Genomic DNA, 26,103 nt, shown 5'->3' with positions numbered 1-26,103 from the left:
CTGCTCGTCGCGGACCGGCCCGTGAGCACGGAGTGCGGCTGACCGGCGACCGGTCCGACGAGGCGCCGGTGGAGGCGGACGGCGAGGAGAGGGGCCGGGTCCTGAGCAATCCCTGATCGACGCCATCCGCCCCCCCGCCCGACGCACCGCGGCCGTCGAGGCGCACCCCGGGCGCGCCGAGGTGCGCGACGTACAGGGCGGCTGCTGCTTCTCCGTCACGCTCCCGACAGCGTGACGGCGCTCTCCGGCCGACTGCCCGTTGAACCACGCAGCGGGGCCGCCGCGAAGTCCCGCATCCCCTCGGCGAAGGAGACCCGGGGCCGCCAGCCCAGCTCCTCGCGCAGCGCCCACGAGTCCGCCGTGACATGGCGGACGTCCCCGAGGCGGTACTCCCCGGTCACCACCGGGTCCGGCCCGCCGTGCGTGCCGGCCAGCGCGGCGGCCATCTCCCCGATGGTGTGCGGCTCGCCGCTGCCGGTGTTGTACGCGGCGAAGGACGCGGGCAGCCGCTCCCGTACGGCCTCCAGGGCCACCGTGTTCGCCGCCGCCACGTCATGGACGTGGACGAAGTCGCGCCGCTGGCCCCCGTCCTCGTAGACCCGGGGGGCCTCGCCGCGTGCCAGGGCCGAGCGGAAGAACGAGGCGACGCCGGCGTACGGGGTGTCGCGCGGCATGCCCGGCCCGTACACGTTGTGGTAGCGCAGCGACACCGCCCGGCCGCCCGTCGCCCGTGCCCACGCGGCGGCGAGGTGCTCCTGGGCCAGCTTGGTCGACGCGTACACGTTGCGCGGGTCCGCGGGCGCGTCCTCGGCCACCAGTCCGGGCGTCAGCTCGGCCCCGCAGTCCGGGCAGCGAGGCTCGAAGTGCCCCGCCCGCAGATCGGCCTCCGCGCGCGGTCCGGGGCGGACCGTGCCGTGCCGGGGGCAGGCGTAGCGGCCCTCGCCGTAGACCACCATCGACCCGGCCAGCACCAGGTCCCGGACCCCGGCAGCGGCCATCTCCGCCAGCAGCACCGCCGTACCGAGGTCGTTGCACCCCACGTACAGCGGGGCGTCCGCGAAGTCCTTGCCGAGGCCGACCATGGCCGCCTGGTGGCACACGGCGTCCACCCCGGCCAGCGCGTCCGCCACCGCCTCCCGGTCCCGGACGTCCCCGACGAGCACGCGGTCTCCCGGCGGCTCCGGAGGCGTGTCGCCGGCGTGGGCCGAGGGCAGCAGGGCGTCCAGCACCACGCTCTCGTGCCCGGCCGCGGCGAGTGCGGCGACGACATGTGACCCGATGAACCCGGCTCCGCCGGTGACCAGTACGCGCATGACGGCCACGCTAGGGCCCGGCGGGGGCTCGGGCCGGGCGCGGCGCGCGCTCGTCACGGGTCCGTAAGGACCTGTCCGACGTCCCGGTCAGCGCACCCGCTGGCCGGGGGCCGCGTCGAGGCGCACGAAGGGGATGGCGCGGCCCGCCCGCCGGTAGGCCTCCGTACTGCCGTCGGCGACGTCGAACCCCATGAAGGCGCACAGCCGGCGGGCGGTACGGGGGTGGGCGGGGGCGTAGCGGGCCATGATCTCGCCGCCCTCGTCCGCGCTCGGGAAACGGGCGGTGACGGCGTAGTGGCGGTTGCCGACCTGGATCGTGGTCTTCGGCGAGGCACGCAGGTTGCGGTACCAGGCGGCCTCGGGGCCGAAACCGGAGGCCAGAAACCAGGTTCCCTCCCCGCGGTCGTGCGCGACGACCTCCAGGGCCACCCGTCGGTCCAGGCCGCTGTTCCGGCCGGTGTGGTGCAGGAGCAGCAGGCGCCGGCCGAAGACCGGGCCGAGGCCCACGCGGTAGAAGGCGATGGGCAGGCGGGCGAGGCGTCGCCGCCAGCCGCGCGGCAGGGGTGGACGGCTCGGGCCGGTGTCTTGTCGTGGCGTCATCACAACGCCTCCTCTGGACGCGAAACGGGAGTCGGCGGCACAGCGGGCCCCGGCTCGACTCTTAGCCTGTGCAATCTTTGCACAGCCTAAATCCAGGAGACGTGGCAGACCGAGGGGGTGGGGCACGCCCTGCCGGGAGCAGGGTAGAAAGGTGCCATGGTCAGGAACCCGGCTCCTGCGGAGCGGATGGACGATGTGGACGCCGTGACCGGGGCGGTGCTGACGGCATCCCGGTTGCTGGTCGCGGTGTCGGCGCGCTCGCTGGCGGACGTGGAGGAGCGGGTGACACTGCCGCAGTTCCGGATGCTGGTGGTGCTGTCCTCGCGGGGGGACACCAAGCTCGTGGCCCTGGCGGAGTTGCTGGGTGTGGCGCCGTCGACGGCGATGCGCATGGTCGACCGGCTGATCGCGGCGGGCCTCGCGGACCGGCAGACCAACCCGGACAACCGCCGGGAGACGCTGCTCCGGCTCACGGAGGAGGGCCGTCGCACGGTCGGGAACGTCACCGCGCGTCGACGTCAGGAGATCGCGTCGATCGTCGAGCGCCTGGCTCCGCACCAGCGGACGGCGCTCATCGAAGCGCTCACCGACTTCAACCGGGCGGGCGGCGAGCCGTCGGCGCCGCTGCCGGACGGAGGAGCCGGACCGCACCCCCTGGGCTGGGGCGACGCGACGACGGCGGGCTGACCGGCCGGCCGGGGACGTCCTCCGGCGCCCGGCTCCGCGGGCGGGCGGTCCTCCTGGACGCGCTCGCCAGGGACATCACGCATATGGTTGCACCTTGAACAATTCATGTCGTGAGAGAGGAGCGCTCCCTTGAGCGAGCGGCCGGTGGGCGACGTGGCGGGTGAGCGGCCGGATGCCTGGGCCGAGGCCGTGGTGGCCGGGCTGGGCGCCGCGAGGGCCGCGGAGCGCGCTCTGACGGAGGCCCTGCGGCCGGCCATGTCCCTGAAGGAGGAGAAGGCGCAACGGCGGGCCGAGGCGGTCCGGGCGGCGGCCATGGGGCTCGGAGCCGAAGGCTGTGCTTCCGCCGCGGGAATCTCCGAGCGTCTGCTCGCGTCCTGGCGGGCCGAGGACCCGGTCTTCGACGCCGCCCTGTCGGCGGCCAGGTCCCTGGCGCATGTGCATGACGTGGTACCGGACGTCGCCACCAACCCGGCTGTGCTCAGGGTGGCGCTGGACGCCATCCTGGACGGCGTGCCGTTCGTCGCGGTGGGTGCTCTGGTGGGGGCGAAGCGGGATGCCTTCTACCGCCTGAGGCGAGGCGACCTCCGGCTCGGCGCGCTCTTCGGCGCCGCGCAGAGCGCGCGCCGCCGGATCATGCCGCCGGGCCGGAGGAAGAAGGCGGAGCTCAAGGGGTATCGGCTGGTCCGCATCGATGCCTCGACGGCCCCGGGCGCCGACCCGGCCCGCTGAGCGGGCGCCGGGCGGCGGCCGCCCGCCGGATCAGGGACGGCCGGTGAGGTAGCCGCCCATCGAGGTGAAGTACTCGGTCGCGGGCAGCTCGCGGCCGTCCTCGGTCCGTACGCGCGTGATCGCGAGGCCGTGGTTGCGACCGGTGCGGGCGTCGGCCCCGGCGACGATCACCACGCCTTCGCCCTCCCGGTAGAACACCCGGCCGGGCGTGCCGCCGTAGCGGTTCTGGGACACGACGGCGGAGAGGACCTCCAGCCGCCGGCCCCGGTGGAAGGTGAAGGCGCTGGGGTAAGGGGCGGACTGGGCGCGGATCAGCCGTTCGAGATCCTCGGCGGGCCAGCTCCAGTCGATACGGATGTCCTCGGCGGCCCGCTTGTGGAAGAAGGTCGCCTTCGACCGGTCCTGCGGGGTGAACTCGGTCTGTCCGGAGGCGATGAGGGCGAGTGCGCCGATGGTGACCGGGGCGATGAGGTCGACGGTGCGGTGGAAGAGGTCGGTGGCGGTGTCCGTCGGGCCGACCGCTATCGCCTCCTGGCGGACGATGTCGCCGGCGTCGAGTTCGTCGTCCATCAGGTGCGCGGTGACGCCGACTTCGCTCTCGCCGTTGATCAGCGCCCAGATCAGCGGCGAGAATCCGGCGTACTTCGGCAGCATCGAGTCGTGCACGTTCAGCGTGCCGTGGCGGGGGAGGCCGAAGATGCGCGGCGGTATCCAGGTCCGCCAGTTGTTGGCCACGATGATGTCCGCGTCCGCCTCCTTGAGGCGCTCGAACAGCTCCTCGTCGTCGGGGCGTTCACGGATCAGGACGGGGACCCCGTGCTCCTCGGCGAGATCGGCGACGGAGTCGCTCCAGATCTTCTCGTACGCGTGCTCACTCCTGGGGTGCGTCACGACCAGCACCACCGTGTGCTCGGATTCGAGGAGAGCCTGCAGGGTGCGGTGCCCCCAGGTCTGGTAACCGAACATGACGACCCGCATGGGTTCCTCCTCGGGCAGGGATGGGCCGGGCAAGTAAAGCAAGCCTCACCTGAGTCGGCAACAGGCCATGCCGTGGACCAGGCGTGACGGCTCGTCAGTAGGCTGTCGCCCCAGTCGCACTATCGACAAGGCCTGCCGGTCAGCTTAGGCTCACCTAAGTCGAGGTGGGCGGTTCCGTCGGCCTGCCCGCCTTTCGCCACCAACCCCCACGCCTGACAGGCGACTTTCCCAGACGAATGGGAGTGACATGTCACAGGTTCTTCCTGGCGACACACCACTGGTCCACGACCTCATCGGCATCGGCTTCGGCCCGTCGAATGTGGCCATGGCGATCGCGCTCAGCGAGCACAACAGCAAGGTCGGCAGGCAGGATTCGGTCACCGCCCACTTCTTCGAGCAGCAGTCGAGCTTCGGCTGGCACCGCGGCATGCTCATCGACGACGCCACCATGCAGGTGTCCTTCCTCAAGGACCTGGTGACGCTCCGGAACCCGGCCAGCGAATTCAGCTTCCTCTGCTACCTGCAGAGCAAGGGCCGGCTGATCGACTTCATCAACCACAAGAACCTCTTCCCCCTGCGGGTGGAGTTCCACGACTACTTCGAGTGGGCCGCGGCCAAGGTCGAGGACCTGGTCTCCTACGGCCACGAGGTCGTCGCCGTCACACCGTTCGTGCACGACGGGACCGTGGAGTACCTCGACGTGACCGTCCGGTCCAAAGAGGGACTGGCTGTCCACCGGGCCCGCAACCTCGTCATCGGCACCGGGCTGCGCCCCCTCATGCCGGAAGGCGTGGAACGCGGCGAGCGCGTCTGGCACAACTCCGACCTGCTGCGGAAGGTCGACGGCCTGGAGAACGACTCGCCCTCGCCCGCGCGGTTCGTCGTCGTCGGCGCCGGTCAGAGCGCCGCCGAGAACGTCGCCTACCTGCACCGCCGTTTCCCGGACGCCGAGGTCTGCGCGGTCTTCTCCCGCTACGGCTACAGCCCCGCCGACGACAGCAGCTTCGCCAACCGGATCTTCGACCCCGACGCGGTCGACGACTACTTCGCCGCCCCCGAGGAGGTCAAGAGCCGACTGATGGCCTACCACGGCAACACCAACTACTCCGTGGTGGACATCGACCTGATCGACGACCTCTACCGCCAGATGTACCGCGAGAAGGTGCTGGGCGCCGAACGGCTGCGCTTCCTCAACGTGTCCCGGGTCACCGGAGTCGAGGAGAACGCCGACGGGGTCAGGGCGACCGTCAAATCCCTGGTGACCGACGAGGAGTCGGAACTGGACGCCGACGTCGTGGTGTTCGCCACCGGATACAGCCCCGCCGACCCGCTCGGCGTTCTCGGCGAGGTCGCAGAGCGCTGCGCACGTGACGACGCCGGCCGCGTACGGGTCGAGCGCGACTACCGGATCGTGACCGACCCCGGCCTGCGCTGCGGCATCTACCTCCAGGGCGGTACGGAGCACACGCACGGCATCACCACCTCGCTGCTCTCCAACACCGCGATACGGGTCGGCGAGATCCTGGACTCCCTGCTCGACCGCCGGGTCAAGTCCACCTCCGACGAGTCCCGGCCCGTGGTGGAGGGGACCGGCGGCGCCACCCCGCGCTAAGCGCTGTCCCGTCAAACTGCCGTCGTCGCCCGCCCGGTGACCTGCCGGGTGGGCCCCGCGGGACCGCTCCGATCAAAGGGATATCGTTCCTCGACATGTTCACGACTGAGGTGGAGCGCCCCGTGCCCGGGGGGACGACCGACACCCACCGACGGCGGGTCGTGGGGCTGGGCTTCCTCGCGGTGGCCCTGGTGATCGCGGCAGCGGTGTCCTTGGCCGTCGGGGCGCGCGCGTTGAGCCCCACCGAGGTCTGGCACGGGCTGTTCGCGGACCCCGGGCCCGACCAGAAGCTCACCGAGATCCGGCTCATCGTGCAGACCGTGCGCGTGCCCCGCACGGTCCTCGCGATCGTGGCGGGCCTGGCCCTGGGCGTGGGCGGCGCGCTGATCCAGGGGTACACGCGCAACCCGATCGCCGACACGGGACTGCTGGGCGTGAACGCCGGAGCCTCCTTCGCCGTGGTGTCGGTCATCGCCCTGTTCGGGTTCACCGACCCGTTCCAGTACGTCTGGTTCGCCTTCGTGGGCGCGGGGGTCGCCGGCGTCGTCGTCTTCGGCCTGGCCAGCATCGGCAGGGGCGCGGGCAACCCCCTGACCCTCGCTCTGGCCGGACAGGGCGTCACGGTGTTCCTCGCGGCGATGACCACGGCGGTGGCGCTGTCCGACCAGAAGTCGCTGAACGCGCTGCGATTCTGGAACGCGGGTTCTGTCGCCGGCGTCGGCTTCGACGTCATCCGCCCGGTGACGGGGTTCATCGCCGTCGGGCTGGTCCTGGCGCTGATCACGCTGCCCGCCCTCAACCTGCTCAACCTGGGCGACGACGTGGCGCGCGGTCTGGGCGTGAACCTCGCGGTGAGCCGGACCATCGGCATCGTCGCCGTCACGCTGCTGGCGGGGGCCGCCACGGCGGCGTGTGGCCCCATCGCCTTCCTCGGGCTCATGGTGGCCCACGTGGCCCGCTATCTGACCGGCCCCGACTACCGCTGGCTGGTGCCGTACGCGGGGCTGCTCGGTGCCGGCGTACTGCTGGTCTGCGACATCGTGGGCCGCCTGGTCGTGCGGCCGGGAGAGCTGGAGTCGGGCGTCGTCGTCGCCCTCCTCGGGGCCCCGTTCTTCGCGCTCCTGGTGTGGCGAGGAAAGTTCAGGAGCGCATGAGGCGGGTCCACGAGCACATGAGGGAAGTCCAGGAGCCCATGAGCGGAACCGAAGTGCGAGCGTCGATGCCGTCGGGCGTGCGGCTCGGCCAGGTGTCGTTCGTCTGGCGTCCCTGGCTCGTCCTGGTCACGCTGGTCCTCGCAACGGCGGCCTTTCTGGTCTTCTGCCTCTCCATCGCCGTCGGTGACTTCCCCATCGGCCTCTCCCGGGTCATCGCCACCCTCTTCGGCCGGGGCGAACAGGTCGACGCGTTCGTGGTCATGGACCTCCGGATGCCCCGGGCGCTGGCCGGTCTCATCGTGGGCATCGCCCTGGGCCTCTCCGGGGCCATCACCCAGTCCGTGGCGCGCAACCCGCTCGCCAGCCCGGACATCCTGGGGATCACCACCGGAGCCGGCGCCGTCGCGGTGTTCCTGGTGACGACGACGGGAGGCGCCGCCGCGGCGATCGCCGGTTCGGTCGGGCTGTCCTCGGCGGCCCTCCTGGGCGGCCTCGGCACGGGGCTGCTGGTGTACTTCCTCGCCTGGCGACGCGGGATCGACGTCTTCCGGCTCATCCTCATCGGCATCTCCGTCACCGCGGCCATGCAGGCCGTCACGGTGTGGCTGCTGGCCTCCGCCGACATTCGGGACGTGGCGCGCGCCCAGGTGTGGCTGATCGGCTCGCTGGACAACCGGAGCTGGGACGAGGTCCGGGTGGCGTTCTGGTGCACGCTCGTCCTGCTCGTCGTCGTGGCCGCGGCGGCCTTCCCGTTCAAGCCCATGCACCTCGGCGACGACGTCGCCGCCGGGCTGGGCGTACGGTTCACACGGGTTCGGGCCGTCCTGCTGCTCTGCGCCGTCCTGCTGGCCGCGGTGGGGGTGAGCGCGGCGGGCCCGGTGCCGTTCGTCGCCCTGGTGGCACCACAGGTGGCGATGCGTCTGGCGCGCCGGCCCACGCCGCCGTTGATCGCCTCGGGGCTGGTGGGCGCGCTGCTGCTGATCGGCTCGGACCTTCTCGCCCGCGCGGCGCTGCCGATCGGTCTGCCGGTCGGGGTGGTCACCGCGGCGATCGGGGGACCGTTCCTCGTCTACCTGTTGGTACGGGCGAACCTCCGGTAGATGGTAGAAGTTAGGCTGACCTCAACAAGGGGGGCTTGTGGCCGCTCAGTTCACCGCCAGGTCCGAAGCGGGCGTCGAGGACGTCCCCCGGCTGGCAGCCAGGGGCATCACCGTCGGATATGGCGACCGTACGGTCATCGACAAGCTCGACGTAACCGTTCCACCAGGGGTGATCACCACGATCATCGGCCCCAACGGGTGCGGGAAGTCCACCCTGCTGCGGACCCTGAGCCGGCTGCTCAAACCGGCCGGCGGCTCTGTCGTGCTGGACGGCGAGGACATCGGCGGGCTCCGTACCAGGGACGTGGCGAAGAAGCTCGGACTGCTGCCGCAGGCGCCGGTGGCGCCGGAAGGGCTGACCGTCGCCGACCTCGTCGCCCGTGGACGCCACCCGCACCAGAGCTGGCTGCGGCAGTGGTCCTCCGACGACGCGGACGTCGTGCGGCGGGCGCTGGCCATGACCGGGGTGGCGGACCTGGCCGACCGGCCCGTCGACTCGCTCTCCGGCGGCCAGCGCCAGCGCGTGTGGATATCGATGACCCTGGCTCAGGGCACCGACCTGCTGCTGCTGGACGAGCCGACCACCTACCTGGACCTGGCCCACGCGATCGACGTACTCGACCTGGTCGACGATCTGCACGAGTCGGGCCGCACCGTGGTCATGGTCCTGCACGACCTGAATCTGGCCACGCGCTACAGCGACAACCTCGTCGTCATGCGGGCGGGAGCCGTCCTGGCACAGGGACACCCCCGGGACGTGATCACCGCCGAACTGCTCCACGAGGCGTTCGGGCTGCGGGCCGAGGTGATCGACGATCCGGTGGGCGACCGGCCGCTCATCGTGCCGATCGGCCGCACACACGTCCGGCGCGGACCGTGGAACGGGCCCGCACCGCAGGGCCGCTGACCACCTGGCGGGAGCAACTGAGCGTGAACGGTGGGAAGTTATTCAGTTAGGCTAGGCTGACCTCACTTGCTCGGGGTGCAGTCTGGCTGCCCTCGTACCGGGGCGCAGTGGACAGTGCGAAAGCAAGGGATTTTGGATGCCTCTCCATCGAACGACGCTTGTGAAGCCGTGGCAGCGGCTGGCCGCGGCCGTGTCCGCCGCGACCCTCGGCGTCGGTCTCCTCGCGGGATGCGGTACCGATTCGGCGGACGAGAAGAAGACCGACGACGCCCCTGCCGCCGCCGGGGGCGCGTTCCCCGTCACGGTGGAGCACGCGTTCGGGTCCACCGAGGTCACCAAGGCTCCCCAGCGGGTCGTCACCGTCGGCTACACCGACGACCAGGCCGTCCTGGCGTTCGGCGTCAAGCCGGTCGGCATGGTCGACCAGTACCCGAACCCGGCCGGGCAGACGCCCGACATCAACACGCAGTGGCCCTGGGTGAAGGACCAGTGGGGCGACACCCGCCCCGAGGTCGTCATGAAGAACGGTGACGCGGGCCCCAACTTCGAGAAGATCGCCTCCCTGCGGCCGGACCTGATCATCGCGGTCTACTCCGAGGTCGACAAGGCGGCCTACGAGAAGCTCTCCAAGATCGCCCCGACCGTGGGCCGCACCAAGGGCGAGAAGGAGCTCTTCAGCGCCCCGTGGCAGGACAACGCGGTGCACATCGCCAAGGCGCTCGGCAAGGAGAAGGAGGGCGCCGAACTGGTCAAGGGCATCCAGACCAAGCTGGACGCGGCCAAGAAGGCGCACCCCGAGTTCGGCGGACAGAAGGCCGTCGCCCTGTCCTGGTACAAGGACTCGATCTCCGCGTTCACCTCCACGGACGTGCGGGGCCGGCTCATCACGGGCACCGGATTCAGCTACCAGACCGAGATCGACAAGATCGCGGACGGCGGATTCTCCACCGAACTCTCGCCCGAGCGCATCGACCTCATCGACGTCGACCGGATCTTCGTCATCAACGACAAGGCCGACACGGAAGCGCTGAAGAAGTTCGAGCTGTTCAACAACCTCCCGGCCGTCAAGAACGGCAAGGTCTCCTACCTGCTGGACAGCGAGGGACCGGCGATCGGCGCGGCGATGTCCCAGGGCACCCTGCTCTCCCTGCCGTACGCGATCGACGAGCTCGTCGCCTCGGTCAAGTGACGATGACGATCGGACGCCCCCTCCCTCGGCTTCCTCGGCTTCCTCGGCTTTTTCGGCGAGAACCGGTCTCCGTGTGACTACCACCCAAGCCCCCCTCGCCGGGACGACCCTGCGCACGGCCACCGGACGCGAGGCCACCCGCTGGATGGCCGAACACTGCCGGCGGGCACGGTGGCTGACCGTCTCCACCGTGCTCACCACGGTCGTCGGGGCCGCGTTGCAGGTGCTCCCGGTGCTGCTCCTCGGCCGGGTCGTCGACGGGGTGGTCGGGGGCGAGTCACGCTCGATACTGCTCACCGTCGGGGTGCTGATGGTGGGTGCGGCGCTCCTCGGCGCGGCGGCTTCCGCGGCCTCCACGTACCTGATCGGCAGACTCGGCGCCGAACTGCTCGCACGGCTCCGCGAGGAAGCCGTGCGAGCAGTTCTGGGGATGCCGAGCGCGCGCGTGGAGCAGGTGGGGCGGGGGGACGTGCTGTCCCGCGTCGGCGACGACGTGGCCGTGCTCTCCAAGGGCATCCGTACGGCCATCCCCACCGTGTTCTCGGCCGGAGTCCTGGTGGCCATCGCGACGATCGGCATGTTCGGTCTCGACTGGCGGCTCGGCCTGGCGGGAGCCGGCGCCCTGCCCGCCTACGCCCTGGCGCTCCGCTGGTACCTGCCCCGCTCCGCGCCGCTCTACCGCGAGCAGCGGGTGGCCCAGGCCGATCGCGCCCAGGCCCTGATCAGCGGGCTGAACGGCATCGACACGGTCCGCGCCTACCGGATGGAGGACTCCGTTCGGGAGAAGGTCACCAGCGAGTCGTGGCGGGTGCGGAACCTCGGCGTCGAGGTCTTCCGCTTCTTCGGCCGGTTCGTCGGCCGGGAGAACCGGGCCGAGTTCATCGGCCTCGTCCTGATCCTGGTCGTCGGGTACGCCCTGCTGGAGGCGGACGCCGCCACCCTGGGCGAGGTGTCGGCCGCCCCCCTGATGTTCCACCGCCTGTTCACCCCGCTCGGCGCCATCATGTTCACCTTCGACGAGGCGCAGAAGTCCGGCGCGAGCCTCACCCGGCTGGTGGGCGTGTTCTCGGAGCCCTCCGAGGAACGGCTGGTGGGCGACGGCTCGGTGGCCGCGGCCGACAACGCGCCCCACCCCGTCACCGTACGGGACCTGACGTTCACCTATCCCGGGGCCGAGGACCCGGTCCTGCGGGGCGTGTCCCTGTCCATCCCGGCCGGGGGCTCCCTCGCCCTGGTCGGGGCGACGGGCGCCGGCAAGTCGACCCTGGCCGCGCTGGTCGCCGGCATCGGGAGACCACAGGCCGGGTCGGTGCGCATCGGGACGCACGACCTCGCGGGGACGGACGAGGCCGGCGCGCGCGCCCTGGTGAGCATCCTGACCCAGGAGACCCATGTGTTCTCCGGCCCGCTCGCCGGCGACCTGCGGCTCGCCGCACCCGACGCGAGCGACGACGAGCTGAGGGAGGCGCTGCGCACGGTCGGCGCCGGGGGATGGCTCGACCTGCTCCCCGACGGTCTGGACACCCCGGTCGGCGAGGGCGGCGAACGCCTGGACGTCACCAAGGTCGCCCAGATCGCCCTGGCCCGGCTGGTGCTCAGCCGGTCACCCGTGGTCGTACTCGACGAGTCGACCGCGGAGACGGGCAGTGAGGGCGCGGCCGAGCTGGAACGCGCCGTGCTGGCCGCCTGTTCCGGCCGGACCACGCTGTTCGTGGCCCACCGGCTGACCCAGGCGATGGCGGCGGACCGGATCGCCGTGCTGGACGCGGGGCGCGTGGTGGAGGAGGGAACGCACAGCGAACTGGTCGAGCTGGGCGGCCAGTACGCCCGGTTGTGGCGTGCTTGGCGCGAGGGCAGTTGAGCTCCTTCGACATCTCCGTCGACGAGATCTTCCTGCCGCTGGTCACCGGCGGCCGTCTCGTGATCCTGCGGCCCGGCGGCGAACGCGACCCGCACCACCTGCTCGCCGTCATCGCCGAGCAGCGCGTCACCTTCACCTACCTGGTCTCGTCCATGCTGGACGTCCTCCTGGAGATCGCGGGCGACTCCGGCCGCCTCGACTGCCCGCGGCACGTCTGGTGCGGCGGAGAGGTCCTCACCCCGGAGCTGTACGAGAGGTTCCGCGACCGCCTCGACATCCCCCTCTACCACGGCTACGGCCCCGCCGAGACGACCACCGGCGTCTCCCACGTCATCTACCGGGGAGCCGCGGAACGGCTGTCGACCTCCATCGGCAGGGCCAACCCCAACACCCAGCTCTACGTGCTCGACGACGAGCTGCGGCCCGTGCCGGTCGGCGTCGGCGGCGAGCTGTACGTCGGAGGACTCCTCCTGGGGCGCGGATATGTGGGCGCGCCGGGCCTCACCGCCTCCCGTTTCGTCGCCAACCCCTTCGCCTCGGACGGTTCCCGGCTCTACCGGACGGGCGACCTGGCGCGGTACGCCCCGGACGGTTCGCTGGACTTCCTGGGCCGCGCCGACAACCAGGTCAAGATCCGCGGCATGCGGCTGGAGATCGAGGACGTCGAGGCCTCCCTCGCCGAACACCCCGGCGTACGGCACACCTGTGTCGTCGCGAGGAAGAACACGGCGGGCCGCACCTACCTGATCGGATACGTCATCCCGTCCGGCGGCCACCAGGACCTGAGCGCGGACGATGTCAAGGAGTGGGCCACGGCCAACATGGTCGAGTACATGGTGCCCGCCCACCTCGTCGTACTGACGGAGTTCCCGCTCACCGCGAACGGCAAGACCGACCGGAAGGCGCTGCCGGAACCCGCCGTGGGCGCCGGAGCCCCCGTGGCGCCCGCCACCGAGAACGAGCGCCTGGTCTGCGAGGCGGTCGCGAGGGTGCTGCGGATGGACAGCGTCGGCGCGCACGACGACTTCTTCCAGCTCGGCGGAGACAGCATCCTGGCGATCTCCCTCCTCAGCACTCTGCGCGAGGCCGGTCTCCACGTGAGCGCCCGGCAGATCTTCACCCACACCGTCGTCGGGGCGCTGGCGGCGGTGGCGAGCGCCGCGTCCGTCGCCGCCGTCGACCACGCTGACGTCGCGACCGGCCCCGTCGTCGGTCAAGATCCGCGGCCACCGGGTCGAACTCGGCGAGGTCGACGCCGTGTTCGCGGCCCACCCGGCGGTCCGCTTCGTCGCGGCCCTCGCCCAGCCCGACCCGCAGGTGGACGGAGCCCACCGGCTGGCCGCCTATCTGGTCCTCGCCGACTCCGCGGACCTGGCGCGGGTCGCCGGCGAGGCGGGTGCCGGCCTGCCGGACGTCCTGCGCCCCACGCACTACGCCCAGGTGGACAGCATCCCGCTGACCGTGAACGGGAAGGCCGACACCAAGGTGCTGCCGGAGGCCAGGCCGCTGGGCGCGCTGACCACGGCGGGGGAGCGCGGCCCGGAGACGGGGACGGAGAGCGCCGTCTGCGCGTTCTTCCCCGAGGCGCTCGACCTCGACGACGACGAGGCCAGCGCGGTGAGCGACTTCGTCTCCCTCGGCGGACACTCCATGCTGGCGGTGCGGCTGATCGGGCTCCTCCGCCGCGAGTACGGTCCTGTCATCACCATCCGCGACCTGTTCACCCTGCGAACCCCGGAAGCGATCGCCCGCCACCTCGATGAGAACTCCTGAACCTGATGAAAACTCCTGACACCGAGCACCCCCGCCCGGGGGCCGCCATCCTGCGTATGGCGCTGCGCCGCAACATCGGCGCCATGGTCGCGGGCACCGTCCTCATGGGCCTGTACCAGGCCGCCGAGACCGCGTTCCCCATCGCGCTCGGACTGATCGTCGAGCACACGATGCAGGACCGCAGCCTCGGCTCGCTCGGCGTCTCGATCGGCTCGCTGGCCGTGATCATCACGACGGTGTCCCTGTCGTGGCGGTTCGGCATGCGCGTGCTGCAGAAGGCCAACACCACCGAGGCGCACCGCTGGCGGGTGCGGGTGGCCGCCTGCGGACTCCAGCCGGTGGCCAGGGACGTGGACCTCAAATCCGGCGAGATCCTGACCATCGCCACCGAGGACGCCGACCAGACCGCCGACATCATCGAGGTGGTGCCCCTGCTGATCAGCTCCCTGGTCGCCGTCGCGGTCGCGGCGGTCGCCCTGAGCCTGGCGGACCTCCGGTTGGGGCTGCTGGTAATCGTGGGGACGGTCACGATCCTGTCGGTCCTCGCCGTGATGTCCAGGCGGATCGGAGCCAGTACGCAGGAACAGCAGGCCCGGGTGGCCCGGGCGGGCGCCAAGGTCGCCGACCTCATCATCGGGCTCCGCCCGCTCCACGGCTTCGGCGGCAACCACGCCGCCTTCGGCTCCTACCGCAGGGTCAGCACGGACGCGAAGCGCCAGGCGATCACCGTCGCCCGGGTGAACGGCGTCTACGCCGGCACCGCGCTCGCCCTCAACGCGGTCCTCGCCGCGGCCGTCTCGCTGACGGCGGGCTGGCTGGCCTTCGAGGGCCGGATCACCATCGGGGAACTCGTCATGGCTGTGGGCCTCGCGCAGTTCATCATGGAACCGCTCAAGATGTTCTCCGAGATGCCCAAGTACGTGATGATCGCCCGCGCTTCGGCCGAGCGCATGGCTCTGGTGCTGACCGCGCCACCCGTGACGACACCGGGTCCCGAGCGCCCGGAGCCCGGCGGAGACCTGGAGGTCGACGGCCTGCGCCACGGAACCCTCCGGGGGGTCGAATTCACCGTCTCGGCAGGAGAGTTCGTGGCGATCGCCGCGTACCAGCCGCGCGCGGCGGCCGACCTGGCCGCCGTCCTCTCGGTGAACGCCGCCCCCCACGCGTACGGGGGAGTTGTGCGGGTCGGAGGCCGGGAGATCGCGGACCTGTCGATCGAGTCGGTCCGCGAACACCTGCTGGTGAATCCCTACGACGGAGAGGTCTTCGCCGGCACGCTCCGGACGAACATCGACCCGTCGGGCACCGGTCGGACGATCGAGGCGGCCGTCGAAGCCTCCATGCTCACCGATGTCGTCGCCCTCCACCGCGAAGGGCTCGACTACGCGATCCGCGACCGGGGCGCGAACCTCTCCGGAGGGCAGCGTCAACGGCTGTCCCTGGCCCGCGCGTTGGCCGCCGACACCGACGTGCTGGTCCTGCACGATCCGACGACGGCCGTCGACGCGGTGACGGAACAGCTCATCGCGCGCAACGTCGCGAAGCTGCGCAGGGGCCGGACCACGCTCGTGCTCACCAGCAGTCCGGCGCTCCTGGACGCCGCGGACCGGGTGCTCGTCCTCGACGAGGGCGTCATCACCGCGGAGGACACCCACCGCAACCTGCTCGCCGGGGACGAGGCCTACTGCCGGGCCGTGGCCAGGTGAACCACAGGCGGTTCACGTGACCAGGTGAACCGCAGGGCGGTTCCCGGGGTGCGCCCGCGCACGTCCCGGGATCATCTCAGCCGAGAGCCCAGGCGACATCCCTGAGCAGGGCGTGCCGCCAGCCCGCCCGGTCATGCCCGGACGCCGAACGCGACACCCGGACCGTGGCGCCGGCCCGCTCGGTCAGCTTCTCGGCGTACCAGCAGTCCGTACCGCCCCAGCGGTGCAACGGGACGGGCGACGACCAGCTCTCGAAGGCGAGCACGGCCTCGGAACCGCGCCACAGGAAGAAGGTCCGCCGACCGTCGTCGGCGGGGATCGACACGGGCGTGCGACCCGCCGCCCAGAACACGTCGCCGCCGGGGCGGCCCGGGACCGAAGGCGGCGAACGGATTCTCGTCGATCACCGGACGCATGCGCGTCTCCTCGTGAGAGCGGAAGAGGCGAGACTGGGCTTCCCCTGGATGAGGTGAGCCTAACCCAGCGGCCTCTAAGGGGTGTTGGCGATCCGGCCCCCGAAAGCCGTCGGTCAGCCGGAGGATGCCGCGCGCACCATCCGGAGCTGCCCGATCTCCGCGACGTTCTTCATCAGCTCGGCGTTCACCCACGCGGCCATGTGCGCCATGGTGTGGTCCGGCCCCTGCCCCCAGGGAGACGGGGCGGCGGCGTCGAGAGCCGCGTCGTCAAGGCCGTCCAGCACTCCCAGCCATGCCTCCCGGAGCTCACGCAGCCAGCCGATCGCCGCCTCGGCGTCGCCCGGCCACGCGACGTCCTCGCGGTCCCGGGGCTCGCGGCCCAGGGAGTGCTCGATCGTCGTGTTCCACCACCAGCCGATGTGCCAGCTGAGCCAGCCGATCGTCGGCACCGGAACGGGGTCGGGCTCCGTCTCCGCCCAGTCCGGCGTCCACCGGCCGTCGGCCCGCAGGTGCACCGTCCAGCACAACGGCGTCGGCTGCCAGAGGAAGTCCTCGGTGTCGAGCCGCTCCAAGTGGTACTCGAACAGCGACCAGGTCAGATCGAACTGGCGGCGCAGCAGGTCACATCGCGAAGCGTTCACCGGGCGACCCTGACACACCCGCACGCCCCCGGCAACGCGCTTTCCCCGCCGTCCGGGCCGGTCGGCGGGCCCGGCCGACGAGACCGGCTTCTAGTACGCGGCGAGCCGTTCCATCAGGGCGGCGCCGCGCGCGAGCGTCTCCTGCTCGTCCTCGTCGAGTTCGAGGTCGATGGCCCGGGCGAGCCAGTCGGCACGGCGGTCGCGCTCCGCCTCCAGCGCCGCCCGGCCCACCTCGGAGAGGTCGACGAGGGACTTGCGGCCGTCCGTCGGGTGCGCCCGGCGGACGACGAGGCCCTGGTCCATGAGGAGCCCGACCGCGCGGGCCATCGACTGGGGGCGCACGCGCTGGTCCGCCGCGAGGTCGCTGGTGGTCATGGCCCCGTCCCGGTCGAGGACGCCCAGAACGGCGACCTGACCGTGCGGGATCCGGTCCTCCTGCTTCACGCGCCGCGCGAGTTTGCCCATGGCGACGCGCAGATCGGCGGCGACGGTGGCGGGTTCCGGGGTGGGCATAGGGCACTTTAACCCGTGATCGGCAGGGGTCCGCGCGGGTGGCCCGCGGAGCGCGACTGACCAGCGTAACTGGACAGCACAACTGAACAGCAAGACTAAGCAGCCATTCTGAACAGCACATCTGAACAGCTTTGCTGTAGAGTTGCGTCGTCGCGGCTCGCGCCGGCGTTGTCGCAAAGAGTGCCGCGACGTGTGACTTCGGAAGGACCTCGCATGGCCCCCAAGGCAGTTGAGCCCACCGTCATCCAGTCCGTCACCGCTCGCCGGATCATCGACAGCCGTGGCAACCCCACCGTCGAGGCCGACGTCCGCCTCGCCGACGGCTCCCTCGGCCGCGCCGCGGTCCCGTCCGGCGCGTCCACCGGTGCGCGGGAGGCCGTGGAACTGCGCGACGGCGACGCCGGGCAGTGGCACGGCAAGGGGGTCGACCGTGCGGTCGCCCACGTCAACGACGAGATCGCCGCCGCGGTCGTGGGACGCGACGCGGACGACCAGGCCGGCCTGGACGCCGCGCTCGTCGCGCTCGACGGCACGCCCGGCAAGTCCCGGCTCGGTGCGAACGCGATCCTCGGGGTCTCCCTCGCCGCCGCGAAAGCCGCCGCGGCGGCCCACCGCCAGCCGCTCTACCGCTATCTCGGCGGCGCCGACGCCCGCCTTCTCCCGCTGCCGATGATGAACATCATCAACGGCGGCGCACACGCCGACAATCCGCTGGACTTCCAGGAGTTCATGATCGCGCCGGTGGGCGCGAAGACCTTCGCGGAAGCCGTCCGCATGGGCTCCGAGATCTTCCACACCCTGCGACGCGACCTGCTCGCCGCCGGACACGCCACCGGCGTCGGCGACGAAGGAGGCTTCGCGCCCGCGCTGCGCACGGCCGAGGAGGCGCTCGACTTCGTCATGAGCGCCGTCGAACGCACCGGGTACCGCCCCGGCGAGGACATCGGCCTCATCATGGACCCGGCCTCGTCGGAGTTCTTCCGCGACGGCGCGTACGTGTACGAGGGCGAGGGTGTGCGCCGCACGCCCTCCGAACAGGTCGACTACCTGGTCAAGCTGATCGACTCCTACCCGGTCGTCTCCATCGAGGACCCGATGGCCGAGGACGACATGGACGGCTGGCGCGAGCTGACCACCCGCGTCGGCGACCGCTGCCAGCTCACCGGCGACGACGTGTTCTGCACGGACGAGGCGCAGGTGCGCGAGGGGATCCGGACCGGTGTCGGCAACTCGGTCCTGGTGAAGGTCAACCAGATCGGCACCCTGACCGAAGCCCTCGCCACGGTCGCCACCGCCCGCCGTGCGGGCTGGAGCGCCGTGATGTCCCACCGCTCCGGTGAGACGGAGGACACCACGATCGCGGACCTGGCGGTCGCGACGGGCTGCGGCCAGATCAAGACCGGCTCGCTGTCCCGCTCCGACCGCACCGCCAAGTACAACCAGCTGATCCGGATCGAGGAGGAGTTGGGCGAGTCGGCGCAGTACGCGGGCGGGGCGCTGCTGTCCCGCACCCGATAGGCGGGCGGGGGGAATCCCGCGTCGTGGGGCCGGCCCCGCCGCCCGGGATGCCCCTGTGGGCGCTTCCGCGAGCCGCCGCTCAGGCGCCCCCGCGCGGCGCGTACAGGATCCACAGCGGCCCTTCGGCGAGATCTACGCGCTGTCCGTCAGGGGTGGTGTACACCGTGTCCGCGCCGGCCGCGCTCCGTGCCCACCGGGCCTCGTACGCCCGGCCGTCCCGCAGGACGACCGCGCTTCCCGAACCCACGGTCTCGGTGAACGGGCTGGTGCTCCCGGACCGGTCGCGGAGGTCCGACGGCCGTACGGTCACGTCCTGGACGAGGACCGTACCGGCTCCGAGCCGCCCGCCCTCGGCGGTGCGGGCGGGGGAGCCGTCCAGGGAGACGAGCCACCGCTCGTGTTCCGCGGACCAGGTGAAGGTCACGGACGCCGACGGATAGCGAACCGTGCGGCTGTCCTCCGGCTCCCCGCCGGGAGGCGGCGCGCCGACCTCGAGCCCCAGCTCTGCGACGGCGTTCACACCGGAGGCCTCGAACGGGATCCGCTCCGGCCGCAGATAGAGATTGTGCGGCGCGGGCCGGTCCGGACCCCGGAAGTACGCTCCCGGCGCCTTCGAGGGCGGCACGGGGTCCAGCGGCGCACGGTCGATGACCGGCAGCAGCCTGCTCTGGGCCCCCGAGAAGGCAAGCGCCGGCCGGTCGAACTGCCGCAGCAGCTCCAGATCGGTCTCCCGCGCACTGCGCACCGGCCCGATGACCGGCGGCAGAGCGGAGGAGTACACGGCGAGGATCCGGGTCAGGCCGGCCTCCACCTGCTCGACGTAGACGATGTCGGCCCGCTCCAGACCGGTGTGGGGGCGTGCGGGCGCCACATTGTCGATCTTCACGGCGAGTACGTCGGCCCGGCCCGTGCCGGAGGGAGAACTGCTGCGGGGGGAGGGCGACGACCCGTCCCCGCCCGTGCACGCGGCCGCGACGAGCAGCACGAGCGCGGTGAACAGCACTGCGGCCGAGGTCCTGATTCCGGCTGCGGACATGGCGACCGCCCTTCCGGGGCGCCGGCCGGCGGCGTCGGCGCAACGCCGTCGTGTCGCGGCCCCTCATCCATCATCACGCATCCGGCGTCGGCATGGTTGCGCGACCGCCGCTCCCGAGCGGATGCGGCCCGAACGGCCCCGAGCGGCGGCGCAGCGCACAGGCGCCCCCGCACGACCGGCCGACTTGGCCGGAACTGCTCTGCGCCGCGCCCCTGATTCCGCTTCCGTGGGGGCGGATCGCTCTCTACGGTTGCACCAGCGACGGGTTGTGCACCCGCGCCGGCACGACAAGTGAAGCGGAGGGGGTTCGGTGGAAGCCGAGTTGACGGCACTGGCGGCATCGGGGGCGACGGCCGTCGTGGGCCTGATGGTGACGGAGGCCTGGACGCAGGCGCGCGGGCGGGTGGCCCGGTTCCTGGCGCGGGGCGAGGACGTCGACGCGATCGACGCGGAGCTGGAGGAGTCCCGTGAGGAACTGACGGCCGCACGCGCCGCCGCCGACGACGAAGCGGTCGCCGATGTCGAGGAGGAGTGGCGCATCAGGCTTCGCCGCGCCCTGCGCGCCAACCCCGAGGCGGCGGACGAGCTGCGGACCCTGCTCGATGAACTGTCCCCCCTCGCGCCCGCAGGACCCGCGGTGTCCGTCACTAACATCATCAGCGGAGGAACCCAGAACGCCCCGGTGTTGCAAGGGCAGACTTTTTTCGCCCCGACGTTCAACAGCGGTCGCAGCGCAGAGGCCCCGGAGCAGCGGCCAGGCACGGCGTGACGACCGGGGACGCGGGCGACCCCGATCGTCCGGCCGCCTGCAACGAGCTGTCCGGCATCGTCAACGGCCCCGTCGTGCAGGCCGGCACGATCCACGGCGGCATCACTTTCCACGTCGAGCCGGCCGCCCCGGCCGGGGAGCGGACCGCCCCCGACGAGATCCCGCCACTGACCGTGCGGTTCCGGAACCGGGACGGGATGCTCGACCTGCTCGACGGCTGGTTCGTTCCCGACCCCGAAGGCGCGAGCGTCGGATTCGCCGCGCTGTACGGACTGCCGGGCGTCGGCAAGACCACCTTGGTCTCCCGCTGGGCCGAACGGGGGCGGGAGTGGTTTCCCGACGGGCAGATCTACGTGGATTTCGCCACCCTGCGGGGAGGGACGGCCGGCGCCGACGTCTCCGAGGCCCTGTGGGGCTGCCTGAAGTCCTTGGGCGTCGACGCGGCGTACATCCCCACCACGCTCGCCGACCGGACCCGTCTCCTGCGGACCCGGACGGCGGGCAAACGGCTGCTGGTCTTCCTGGACAACATCTCCGACCCCGCCCACGCGGTCGCGCTCCTGCCGAAGGGCAGGGGCAGCGTGCTGCTGGTGGCGAGCGGCTCGCGGCTGGGGGAACTCGCCATGGACGGCGCGCGGATGATGCCGGTGGAGCCGCTCGACCGCGAGAGCAGCCTGCAGGTGCTCGCCGACCGGTGCGGAGCCGAGACCGTCGCGGCGGACCCGGACGCGGCGGACGAGGTGGTGCGGCACTGTGGCGGGCTGCCGGTGGCGTTGCACGTGGCCGCCGCCCGGCTGACGACGGAGACACGTCTCACCCTCGCGGGGCTGGCGGTGGAGTTGACCGACGAGTCGCGCCGACTGGCGGGAATGTCTTTGGGAAGGGAGCGGTCCGTGGCCGCCGCGTTCGACCTCGCCTACCGTGAACTCGCTCCGGAGCCGGCCCGGCTCTACCGCCTGATGGGCTGGTACCCGGGAGCCACCTTCGACGCGGGAGTCGCCGCGGTGGCGGCGGGCCTGGACCCGCGACGTACCGCGGACGCGCTGGACGCGCTGACCCGGGCCAGTCTGCTGGAGGAGACGCCGGACGGGCGCTTCCGCTTCCACGACCTCGTACGACTGCACGCCGGTGAACGCGCGGCGGAGGAAGAGGCGCCGGACGAGCGCCCCGCTCTCGTACGACGCGTGACGCTGCATTACCTGGCCCTCACCGCACTGGCCGACCGGGCTGTCCGGCTGGACCGGCTGCGGATCACCGACCTCACGCGCCTGCTCACCGACGTTCCCGACCCCTTCGCGTCCGAGGGCGGCCCGGAGCCGTTGGAGTGGCTGGAGGCCGAGCGCCACAACATCCTCGGCGTGCTGCGGGCCGCCTCGCGCGAGGAGACGCTGCACACGAAGGTCTGGCAGCTCGCCGAGGCCTTCACCGCCCTGTTCCTCCACCACCGGCACCTCGGCGACTGGCGGGAATCGCTCGAACTCGGCGCGAGGGCCGCAGCGGAGGCCATGGTCCCGGCCGCCGAGGCACGACTGCGCAGCCTGTTGTCGCGCCCGCTGATGGACCTCGGTGAGTACGAGGCGGCCCGGCGTGAGCTCGACACCGCCCAGGCCTGCGCCGAGGTATCGGATCATCTGGTCGTCCGCGCCTCCGTACAGGAGTTCTCCGGACGCTACTGGGACCGCATCGACCCCTCCAAGGCCATGGCGGCCTACAGGAGCGCGCTCGAGCTCAACACGGCGGCGAAGGAGGGCCGCGGCGCTGCCATAGCCTCCTACTTCCTCGGCTGTGCCCAGGACGCCGCGGGAAACTCCCGTGAGGCTCTGGACACCCTGCGCGGCGCCCACGAACAGCTCACCGCACGCGAGGACCTGAGGATGGCGGCGCGGGTGCGGATGGCCATCGGCCTGGCCCACGACCACCTCGACGAGACACAGGAGGCGATCGCCGCACTCAGTGAAGCCGCCGAGGTCCTTCGTGCGCAGGAGGCGACGCACTACGAGGCGCAGGCACTCGTCGCTCTGGCGGACATTCAGGAACGCTCCCAGGGCGACCCCCGCGAGGTGCGAGCCCGTCGCGAGCGCGCCCTGGAGATCTACGAGGCCGGTGGCAGTCCTCAGGCGGAAGTGCTTCGGGAGCGCCTGGAGGAAGGGCGGGAACAAGGACCGGGGGAAGAGCCGACGGCCGGTTGACGTACGGCGGGCGGGTACTCACGCACAGTTTCGCTCAGTCCGCGCCGAAGCCCGGTGACGGTGCGCGCAGTCGCAGGGCCACGTCCTCGTCGCGCGTGCCGATGCGCAGGGTCACGAGCACGCCGTCCAGGGGAGCGGCCGCGCGCAGCAGTGAGTAGACGACCGCGGCGGCCGGGCCCGGGGCCGCCGGCGGCCCGGTCGTGGACGCCTCCACGATCCTGCCGTCGCGCAGCCCCACCAGACAGCCCCCACCGCTCAGGGCGGTCGCCGCGAGACGGCATCCCGGCAGACGCGCCAAGGCATCCTCGATCCACCGGAGCGCAGCCGTGGAGGAAGGAGCCGGAGCCCCGCGCAGCAGTACCGAAGCGCTCTCCACCAGTCTCCGCTCCCGCTCGCGCTCGTCGCAGGCGAGATGACGGAAGCGTCCGACGGTCTCGTCCTCGTCCTCGTCCGCGTTCCTGATCATGCCTGCGTACGGTGTCACCGCCGCAGGCCGTCGGCGTACGGTGACGGTGTCAGGTTCCGCACTCGGGGAGACGGTGCTGATGACCGTCCAGGCGGTCACTTCCGCTCCGGTCGCCTCGGGCTCGCCCAGATACAGCGCGGGCGGGGGAGCGGGCATGGGTTCCGTGAGGTCCAGCAGGTGATAGAGCGCGGTGCGCAGCCGGGCCAGGGCCTGCCCCGGCCGGTCGAACGCTCCGGCGGCGACTGCGGCGAACCGGTCCGGGGCCTGCTCTGCCAGGGCCAACGTGATCTGTTCACGTACGTCACCGAGGGCGTTCAGACGGGGCGCGGCCCGCCCGAGGTCGGCCGCGGCGGTGCCGTCGACGGCCTCGCTGCCGAAGGCCCCCAGCAGGACAGGCTTGCCGAGCGCCGCCCCGTACAGCGTCACCGAGCCGTGATCGCCCACCACGACGTCCGCCGCGACCAGCGCGGGCCGCCAGGCGTGAATGTGCGGGATGAGCATCAGCCCGGCCTCCAGGGCCGGGGCCAGGACGGTGCGGATCTGCCAGGAACCGTGGCCCGACCAGACGTTGGGGTGAACGATCGCCGCGACCCGGAACTCGTCGTACGGGAGTGCGTCCAGGATCCGGGCCGCCAGGTCCGGGTCCTGGCCGATCAGTGAGGTGCGCCCCCAGGTGGAGCTGAGCACCACGAGCCGGTGACCGGCGGGAACTCCGAGAGCCTGCCGGTACGCGTCCGCCCGCCCGGCGCTGAGGAGCAACTCGTCGTAGCAGGGGTCACCCACGAGCAGCGTGCGACCGGCGGCCTTCGGATGGGAGGAGAGCAACTGCTCCTCCTGGCTCGGATGCGAGATCGCCAGCCAGGCGCGCCCGGACTCCAGGAGGCTGTCCGGCACCACTCCGGACAGCCGGTCACGCGGGCCGCGGGAGTCCGGTACCTGCTTCTGGAAGCCGATGCCGTGCGGCAGCACGAGGACCGGGCAGTGTCCCTCGGGCACATCGATGTTCTCGCTGGCCGTGAGGATCAGATCGGGCTCGGCCTGCCGCACCTGGGCCCAGGGGATGATCCTGCAGCCCGCGTCGTGCAGCAGTTCCAGCACTCCGTCGCTGAACGCGGAGGTGGGATCATGGGCGAAGACCACGGTCACCCGTGCGTCCCCGCGCAGCAGGGCGGGCAGGCATTCGAGGACCCGCACGGTCGAGGTCACCGTACGGGCCGCTACGACCAGAGTCTTCTCACCGTGAAAGGTGCTCCACCGTCCGGCGTCGGCACCGACAGGGACGCGGAGGGGCTGGCTAGCGCGCATGGCCACCCCGAAAGGCTACGGGTACACGGCCCTGACGCGGCTCGCGGCTCGCGGCTCGCGGCTCGCGGCTCGCGGCTCGCGGCTCGCGGCCATCGTCGATGTATCGCATCTCAAGCGGTGCTGCAACCCTCTCAGGGTTCGTACCGGGGCACCTGACGGTCATATGGTACGGGAATCATCCCTGGCCAGGTCGTGGGTCAGGGAGATCGGACGGCCACCCCGCCCCGATCTCCCTCACGCTCCCGTGGTGAGCTCCCCACGGCACACCGGGCACCGTTCCCTGCCGTCCCAGGCGTCCCACCCGAAGGACGCGGGCGAGAACGTCCGGTCCTTCAGCTCCCCGCGCACCGCCACCCGGTAGGCCGACGTCCTGGCCGCCGAGACGAGCGCGTTCACCCCGGCGGGCGCTCTTGACCGAAGGTCTGGACCATTCTACGGTTTGGCAGGGTCACGACATAGGGCGGGGCGGGGCGAACCTTTCGCCGCGTCGGCGGCGGACCCGGGCTGGAAGGACGTACGGATCATGGGTCGTACCTCACGACTGCTGGGCCTCGGCCTGGCCGCGGCGCTCGTTGTACCGATGCTGGTCGGAGCCGCGCCGCCGAGGGCCGCGGAGACGAGCAGCGCGGCCGCCGAGACCTGCGCGGTCAAGTCGAAGCCCACGGGCAAGGTGCTCCAGGGGTACTGGGAGAACTGGGACGGGGCGGCCAACGGCGTGCACCCGCCGCTCGGCTGGATCCCGATCACCGACTCCCGTATCACCCAGCACGGCTACAACGTCATCAACGCGGCCTTCCCCGTCATCCGCTCCGACGGCACCGTCCTCTGGGAGGACGGCATGGACCGCACCGTCAAGGTCGCCACCCCCGCCGAGATGTGCCAGGCCAAGGCCTCCGGGCTCACCACCCTCATGTCGATCGGCGGAGCCGCGGCAGGGATCGATCTCAGCTCCAGCAGGGTGGCCGACCGGTTCGTCGAGACGATCGTCCCGATCCTGAAGAAGTACAACTTCGACGGCATCGACATCGACATCGAGACCGGCCTCGTCGGCAGCGGCAACATCAACCAGCTGTCCGCGTCGCAGTCCAACCTCATCCGCATCATCGACGGCGTCCTCGCCGCGATGCCGCCGAACTTCGGCCTCACCATGGCCCCCGAGACGGCGTACGTCACCGGCGGCAGCGTCGTCTACGGCTCGATCTGGGGCTCGTACCTGCCCATCATCAAGAAGTACGCCGACAACGGCCGCCTGTGGTGGCTGAACATGCAGTACTACAACGGCAGCATGTACGGCTGCTCCGGCGACTCCTACTCCGCCGGCACCGTCGCGGGCTTCACCGCCCAGACCGACTGCCTGAACAAGGGGCTGGTCATCCAGGGCACCACCATCAAGGTGCCCTACGACAAGCAGGTCCCCGGCCTCCCCGCCCAGCCCGGCGCCGGCGGCGGCTACATGTCCACCGGACTCGTCTCGCAGGCCTGGAACCACTACAACGGCTCCCTCAAGGGGCTGATGACCTGGTCCCTGAACTGGGACGGTTCCCGGGGCTGGACCTTCGGTGACAACGTGAGGTCCCTCCAGGGCCGTTGAGCCCCCACCCGTACGTCGCCGCGCCCCCGGTCCGCCCCGGACCGGGGGCG

General features: G+C 71.7%; 22 protein-coding genes and 3 pseudogenes. 16 read left to right on the top strand and 9 right to left on the bottom strand.

The window, feature by feature from the left end; genetic code table 11:
* Window positions 1–17: 17 nt before the first annotated feature.
* Window positions 18–235, top strand: a pseudogene (locus D581_RS1000000141980) (hypothetical protein); the annotation flags it as partial.
* Here D581_RS1000000141980 and D581_RS0107255 read toward each other — a convergent pair.
* Both D581_RS0107255 and D581_RS0107250 read right to left on the bottom strand, forming a co-directional pair.
* Window positions 216–1,313, bottom strand: coding sequence for an NAD-dependent epimerase/dehydratase family protein (locus D581_RS0107255; protein ID WP_018956567.1), 1,098 nt, complete (start codon window positions 1,311–1,313; stop codon window positions 216–218). The pseudogene D581_RS1000000141980 and the gene D581_RS0107255 overlap by 20 nt on opposite strands.
* 87 nt (window positions 1,314–1,400) lie before the next feature.
* On the bottom strand, window positions 1,401–1,913 hold the full coding sequence (locus D581_RS0107250) for a nitroreductase family deazaflavin-dependent oxidoreductase (protein WP_018956566.1): 513 nt from the start codon (window positions 1,911–1,913) through the stop codon (window positions 1,401–1,403).
* A 156-nt stretch (window positions 1,914–2,069) separates the two neighbouring features.
* Here D581_RS0107250 and D581_RS0107245 point away from each other — a divergent pair, with 156 nt between their 5' ends.
* The gene (locus tag D581_RS0107245; protein WP_026290291.1) at window positions 2,070–2,600 is read left to right on the top strand and encodes a MarR family winged helix-turn-helix transcriptional regulator; all 531 of its coding nucleotides are present in this window, start codon (window positions 2,070–2,072) and stop codon (window positions 2,598–2,600) included.
* A gap of 129 nt (window positions 2,601–2,729) precedes the next feature.
* Window positions 2,730–3,329, top strand: coding sequence for a hypothetical protein (locus D581_RS0107240; protein WP_018956564.1), 600 nt, complete (start codon window positions 2,730–2,732; stop codon window positions 3,327–3,329).
* A 30-nt stretch (window positions 3,330–3,359) separates the two neighbouring features.
* Here the strand turns inward: D581_RS0107240 and D581_RS0107235 are convergent, their stop codons facing one another.
* On the bottom strand, window positions 3,360–4,307 hold the full coding sequence (locus D581_RS0107235; RefSeq protein ID WP_018956563.1) for a methionyl-tRNA formyltransferase: 948 nt from the start codon (window positions 4,305–4,307) through the stop codon (window positions 3,360–3,362).
* Between the two features lie 247 nt (window positions 4,308–4,554).
* Here D581_RS0107235 and D581_RS0107230 point away from each other — a divergent pair, with 247 nt between their 5' ends.
* The 9 genes and pseudogenes from D581_RS0107230 to D581_RS0107185 all read left to right on the top strand — a co-directional run bounded on the left by D581_RS0107230 (window position 4,555) and on the right by D581_RS0107185 (window position 15,609).
* Window positions 4,555–5,919, top strand: a complete 1,365-nt coding sequence (locus D581_RS0107230) for a lysine N(6)-hydroxylase/L-ornithine N(5)-oxygenase family protein (protein WP_018956562.1) — start codon at window positions 4,555–4,557, stop codon at window positions 5,917–5,919.
* A 95-nt stretch (window positions 5,920–6,014) separates the two neighbouring features.
* Entirely contained in the window at window positions 6,015–7,073 is a 1,059-nt protein-coding gene (locus tag D581_RS0107225) for a FecCD family ABC transporter permease (RefSeq protein ID WP_018956561.1), read from the top strand.
* A gap of 38 nt (window positions 7,074–7,111) precedes the next feature.
* Window positions 7,112–8,173, top strand: a complete 1,062-nt coding sequence (locus tag D581_RS0107220; RefSeq protein WP_026290290.1) for an iron ABC transporter permease — start codon at window positions 7,112–7,114, stop codon at window positions 8,171–8,173.
* A gap of 37 nt (window positions 8,174–8,210) precedes the next feature.
* The gene (locus tag D581_RS0107215) at window positions 8,211–9,080 is read left to right on the top strand and encodes an ABC transporter ATP-binding protein (protein WP_018956559.1); all 870 of its coding nucleotides are present in this window, start codon (window positions 8,211–8,213) and stop codon (window positions 9,078–9,080) included.
* Window positions 9,081–9,216: 136 nt separating this feature from the next.
* Window positions 9,217–10,269: an iron-siderophore ABC transporter substrate-binding protein gene (locus tag D581_RS0107210; RefSeq protein ID WP_026290289.1), complete on the top strand. Its 1,053-nt coding sequence runs from the start codon at window positions 9,217–9,219 to the stop codon at window positions 10,267–10,269.
* A gap of 145 nt (window positions 10,270–10,414) precedes the next feature.
* Window positions 10,415–12,130: an ABC transporter ATP-binding protein gene (locus D581_RS0107205; protein WP_469224760.1), complete on the top strand. Its 1,716-nt coding sequence runs from the start codon at window positions 10,415–10,417 to the stop codon at window positions 12,128–12,130.
* A 2-nt stretch (window positions 12,131–12,132) separates the two neighbouring features.
* A pseudogene (locus D581_RS1000000139445) lies at window positions 12,133–13,344 on the top strand (non-ribosomal peptide synthetase); the annotation flags it as partial.
* Window positions 13,343–13,903 (top strand): annotated as a pseudogene (locus D581_RS0107190) (phosphopantetheine-binding protein); the annotation flags it as partial. The pseudogenes D581_RS1000000139445 and D581_RS0107190, both read left to right, overlap by 2 nt.
* Before the next feature lie 5 nt (window positions 13,904–13,908).
* Complete coding sequence (locus D581_RS0107185) at window positions 13,909–15,609, top strand: ABC transporter ATP-binding protein (RefSeq protein ID WP_026290288.1); 1,701 nt, start codon at window positions 13,909–13,911, stop codon at window positions 15,607–15,609.
* Window positions 15,610–15,685: 76 nt separating this feature from the next.
* Here the strand turns inward: D581_RS0107185 and D581_RS1000000141975 are convergent, their stop codons facing one another.
* From D581_RS1000000141975 to D581_RS0107170, 3 genes are all read right to left on the bottom strand, one after another.
* Window positions 15,686–15,934 (bottom strand): hypothetical protein, encoded by a 249-nt coding sequence (locus D581_RS1000000141975; protein ID WP_026290287.1) that lies wholly within the window; start codon window positions 15,932–15,934, stop codon window positions 15,686–15,688.
* A gap of 204 nt (window positions 15,935–16,138) precedes the next feature.
* On the bottom strand, window positions 16,139–16,666 hold the full coding sequence (locus D581_RS0107175) for a DinB family protein (protein ID WP_018956552.1): 528 nt from the start codon (window positions 16,664–16,666) through the stop codon (window positions 16,139–16,141).
* A 90-nt stretch (window positions 16,667–16,756) separates the two neighbouring features.
* Window positions 16,757–17,179 (bottom strand): MarR family winged helix-turn-helix transcriptional regulator, encoded by a 423-nt coding sequence (locus D581_RS0107170; RefSeq protein ID WP_018956551.1) that lies wholly within the window; start codon window positions 17,177–17,179, stop codon window positions 16,757–16,759.
* 213 nt (window positions 17,180–17,392) lie between these two features.
* On the opposite strand from D581_RS0107170, the gene eno reads away from it, so the two are divergent.
* Window positions 17,393–18,697, top strand: coding sequence for a phosphopyruvate hydratase (gene eno, locus D581_RS0107165; RefSeq protein ID WP_018956550.1), 1,305 nt, complete (start codon window positions 17,393–17,395; stop codon window positions 18,695–18,697).
* Between the two features lie 79 nt (window positions 18,698–18,776).
* On the opposite strand, the gene D581_RS0107160 is transcribed toward eno, so the two are convergent.
* Complete coding sequence (locus D581_RS0107160) at window positions 18,777–19,733, bottom strand: DUF3048 domain-containing protein (protein WP_026290286.1); 957 nt, start codon at window positions 19,731–19,733, stop codon at window positions 18,777–18,779.
* A gap of 310 nt (window positions 19,734–20,043) precedes the next feature.
* On the opposite strand from D581_RS0107160, the gene D581_RS0107155 reads away from it, so the two are divergent.
* Window positions 20,044–20,502: a hypothetical protein gene (locus D581_RS0107155; RefSeq protein ID WP_018956548.1), complete on the top strand. Its 459-nt coding sequence runs from the start codon at window positions 20,044–20,046 to the stop codon at window positions 20,500–20,502.
* Window positions 20,499–22,691: an NB-ARC domain-containing protein gene (locus tag D581_RS0107150; protein ID WP_018956547.1), complete on the top strand. Its 2,193-nt coding sequence runs from the start codon at window positions 20,499–20,501 to the stop codon at window positions 22,689–22,691. The genes D581_RS0107155 and D581_RS0107150 overlap by 4 nt, the downstream gene beginning before the upstream one ends.
* Window positions 22,692–22,725: 34 nt before the next feature.
* On the opposite strand, the gene D581_RS0107145 is transcribed toward D581_RS0107150, so the two are convergent.
* The gene (locus D581_RS0107145; RefSeq protein WP_032752577.1) at window positions 22,726–24,462 is read right to left on the bottom strand and encodes a hypothetical protein; all 1,737 of its coding nucleotides are present in this window, start codon (window positions 24,460–24,462) and stop codon (window positions 22,726–22,728) included.
* Window positions 24,463–24,696: 234 nt separating this feature from the next.
* Window positions 24,697–24,858 carry a hypothetical protein gene (locus D581_RS1000000139435; protein WP_018956545.1) on the bottom strand — a complete coding sequence of 54 codons (162 nt, stop codon included), beginning with the start codon at window positions 24,856–24,858 and terminating at the stop codon, window positions 24,697–24,699.
* A 127-nt stretch (window positions 24,859–24,985) separates the two neighbouring features.
* Between D581_RS1000000139435 and D581_RS0107135 the strand changes: the two genes are divergently transcribed.
* Window positions 24,986–26,053, top strand: a complete 1,068-nt coding sequence (locus D581_RS0107135; RefSeq protein ID WP_018956544.1) for a chitinase — start codon at window positions 24,986–24,988, stop codon at window positions 26,051–26,053.
* The last annotated feature ends 50 nt before the right edge of the window (window positions 26,054–26,103 follow it).

The sequence above is a fragment of the Streptomyces sp. CNB091 genome, from assembly GCF_000377965.1.
This window is presented reverse-complemented; position numbering and strand designations above follow the sequence as displayed.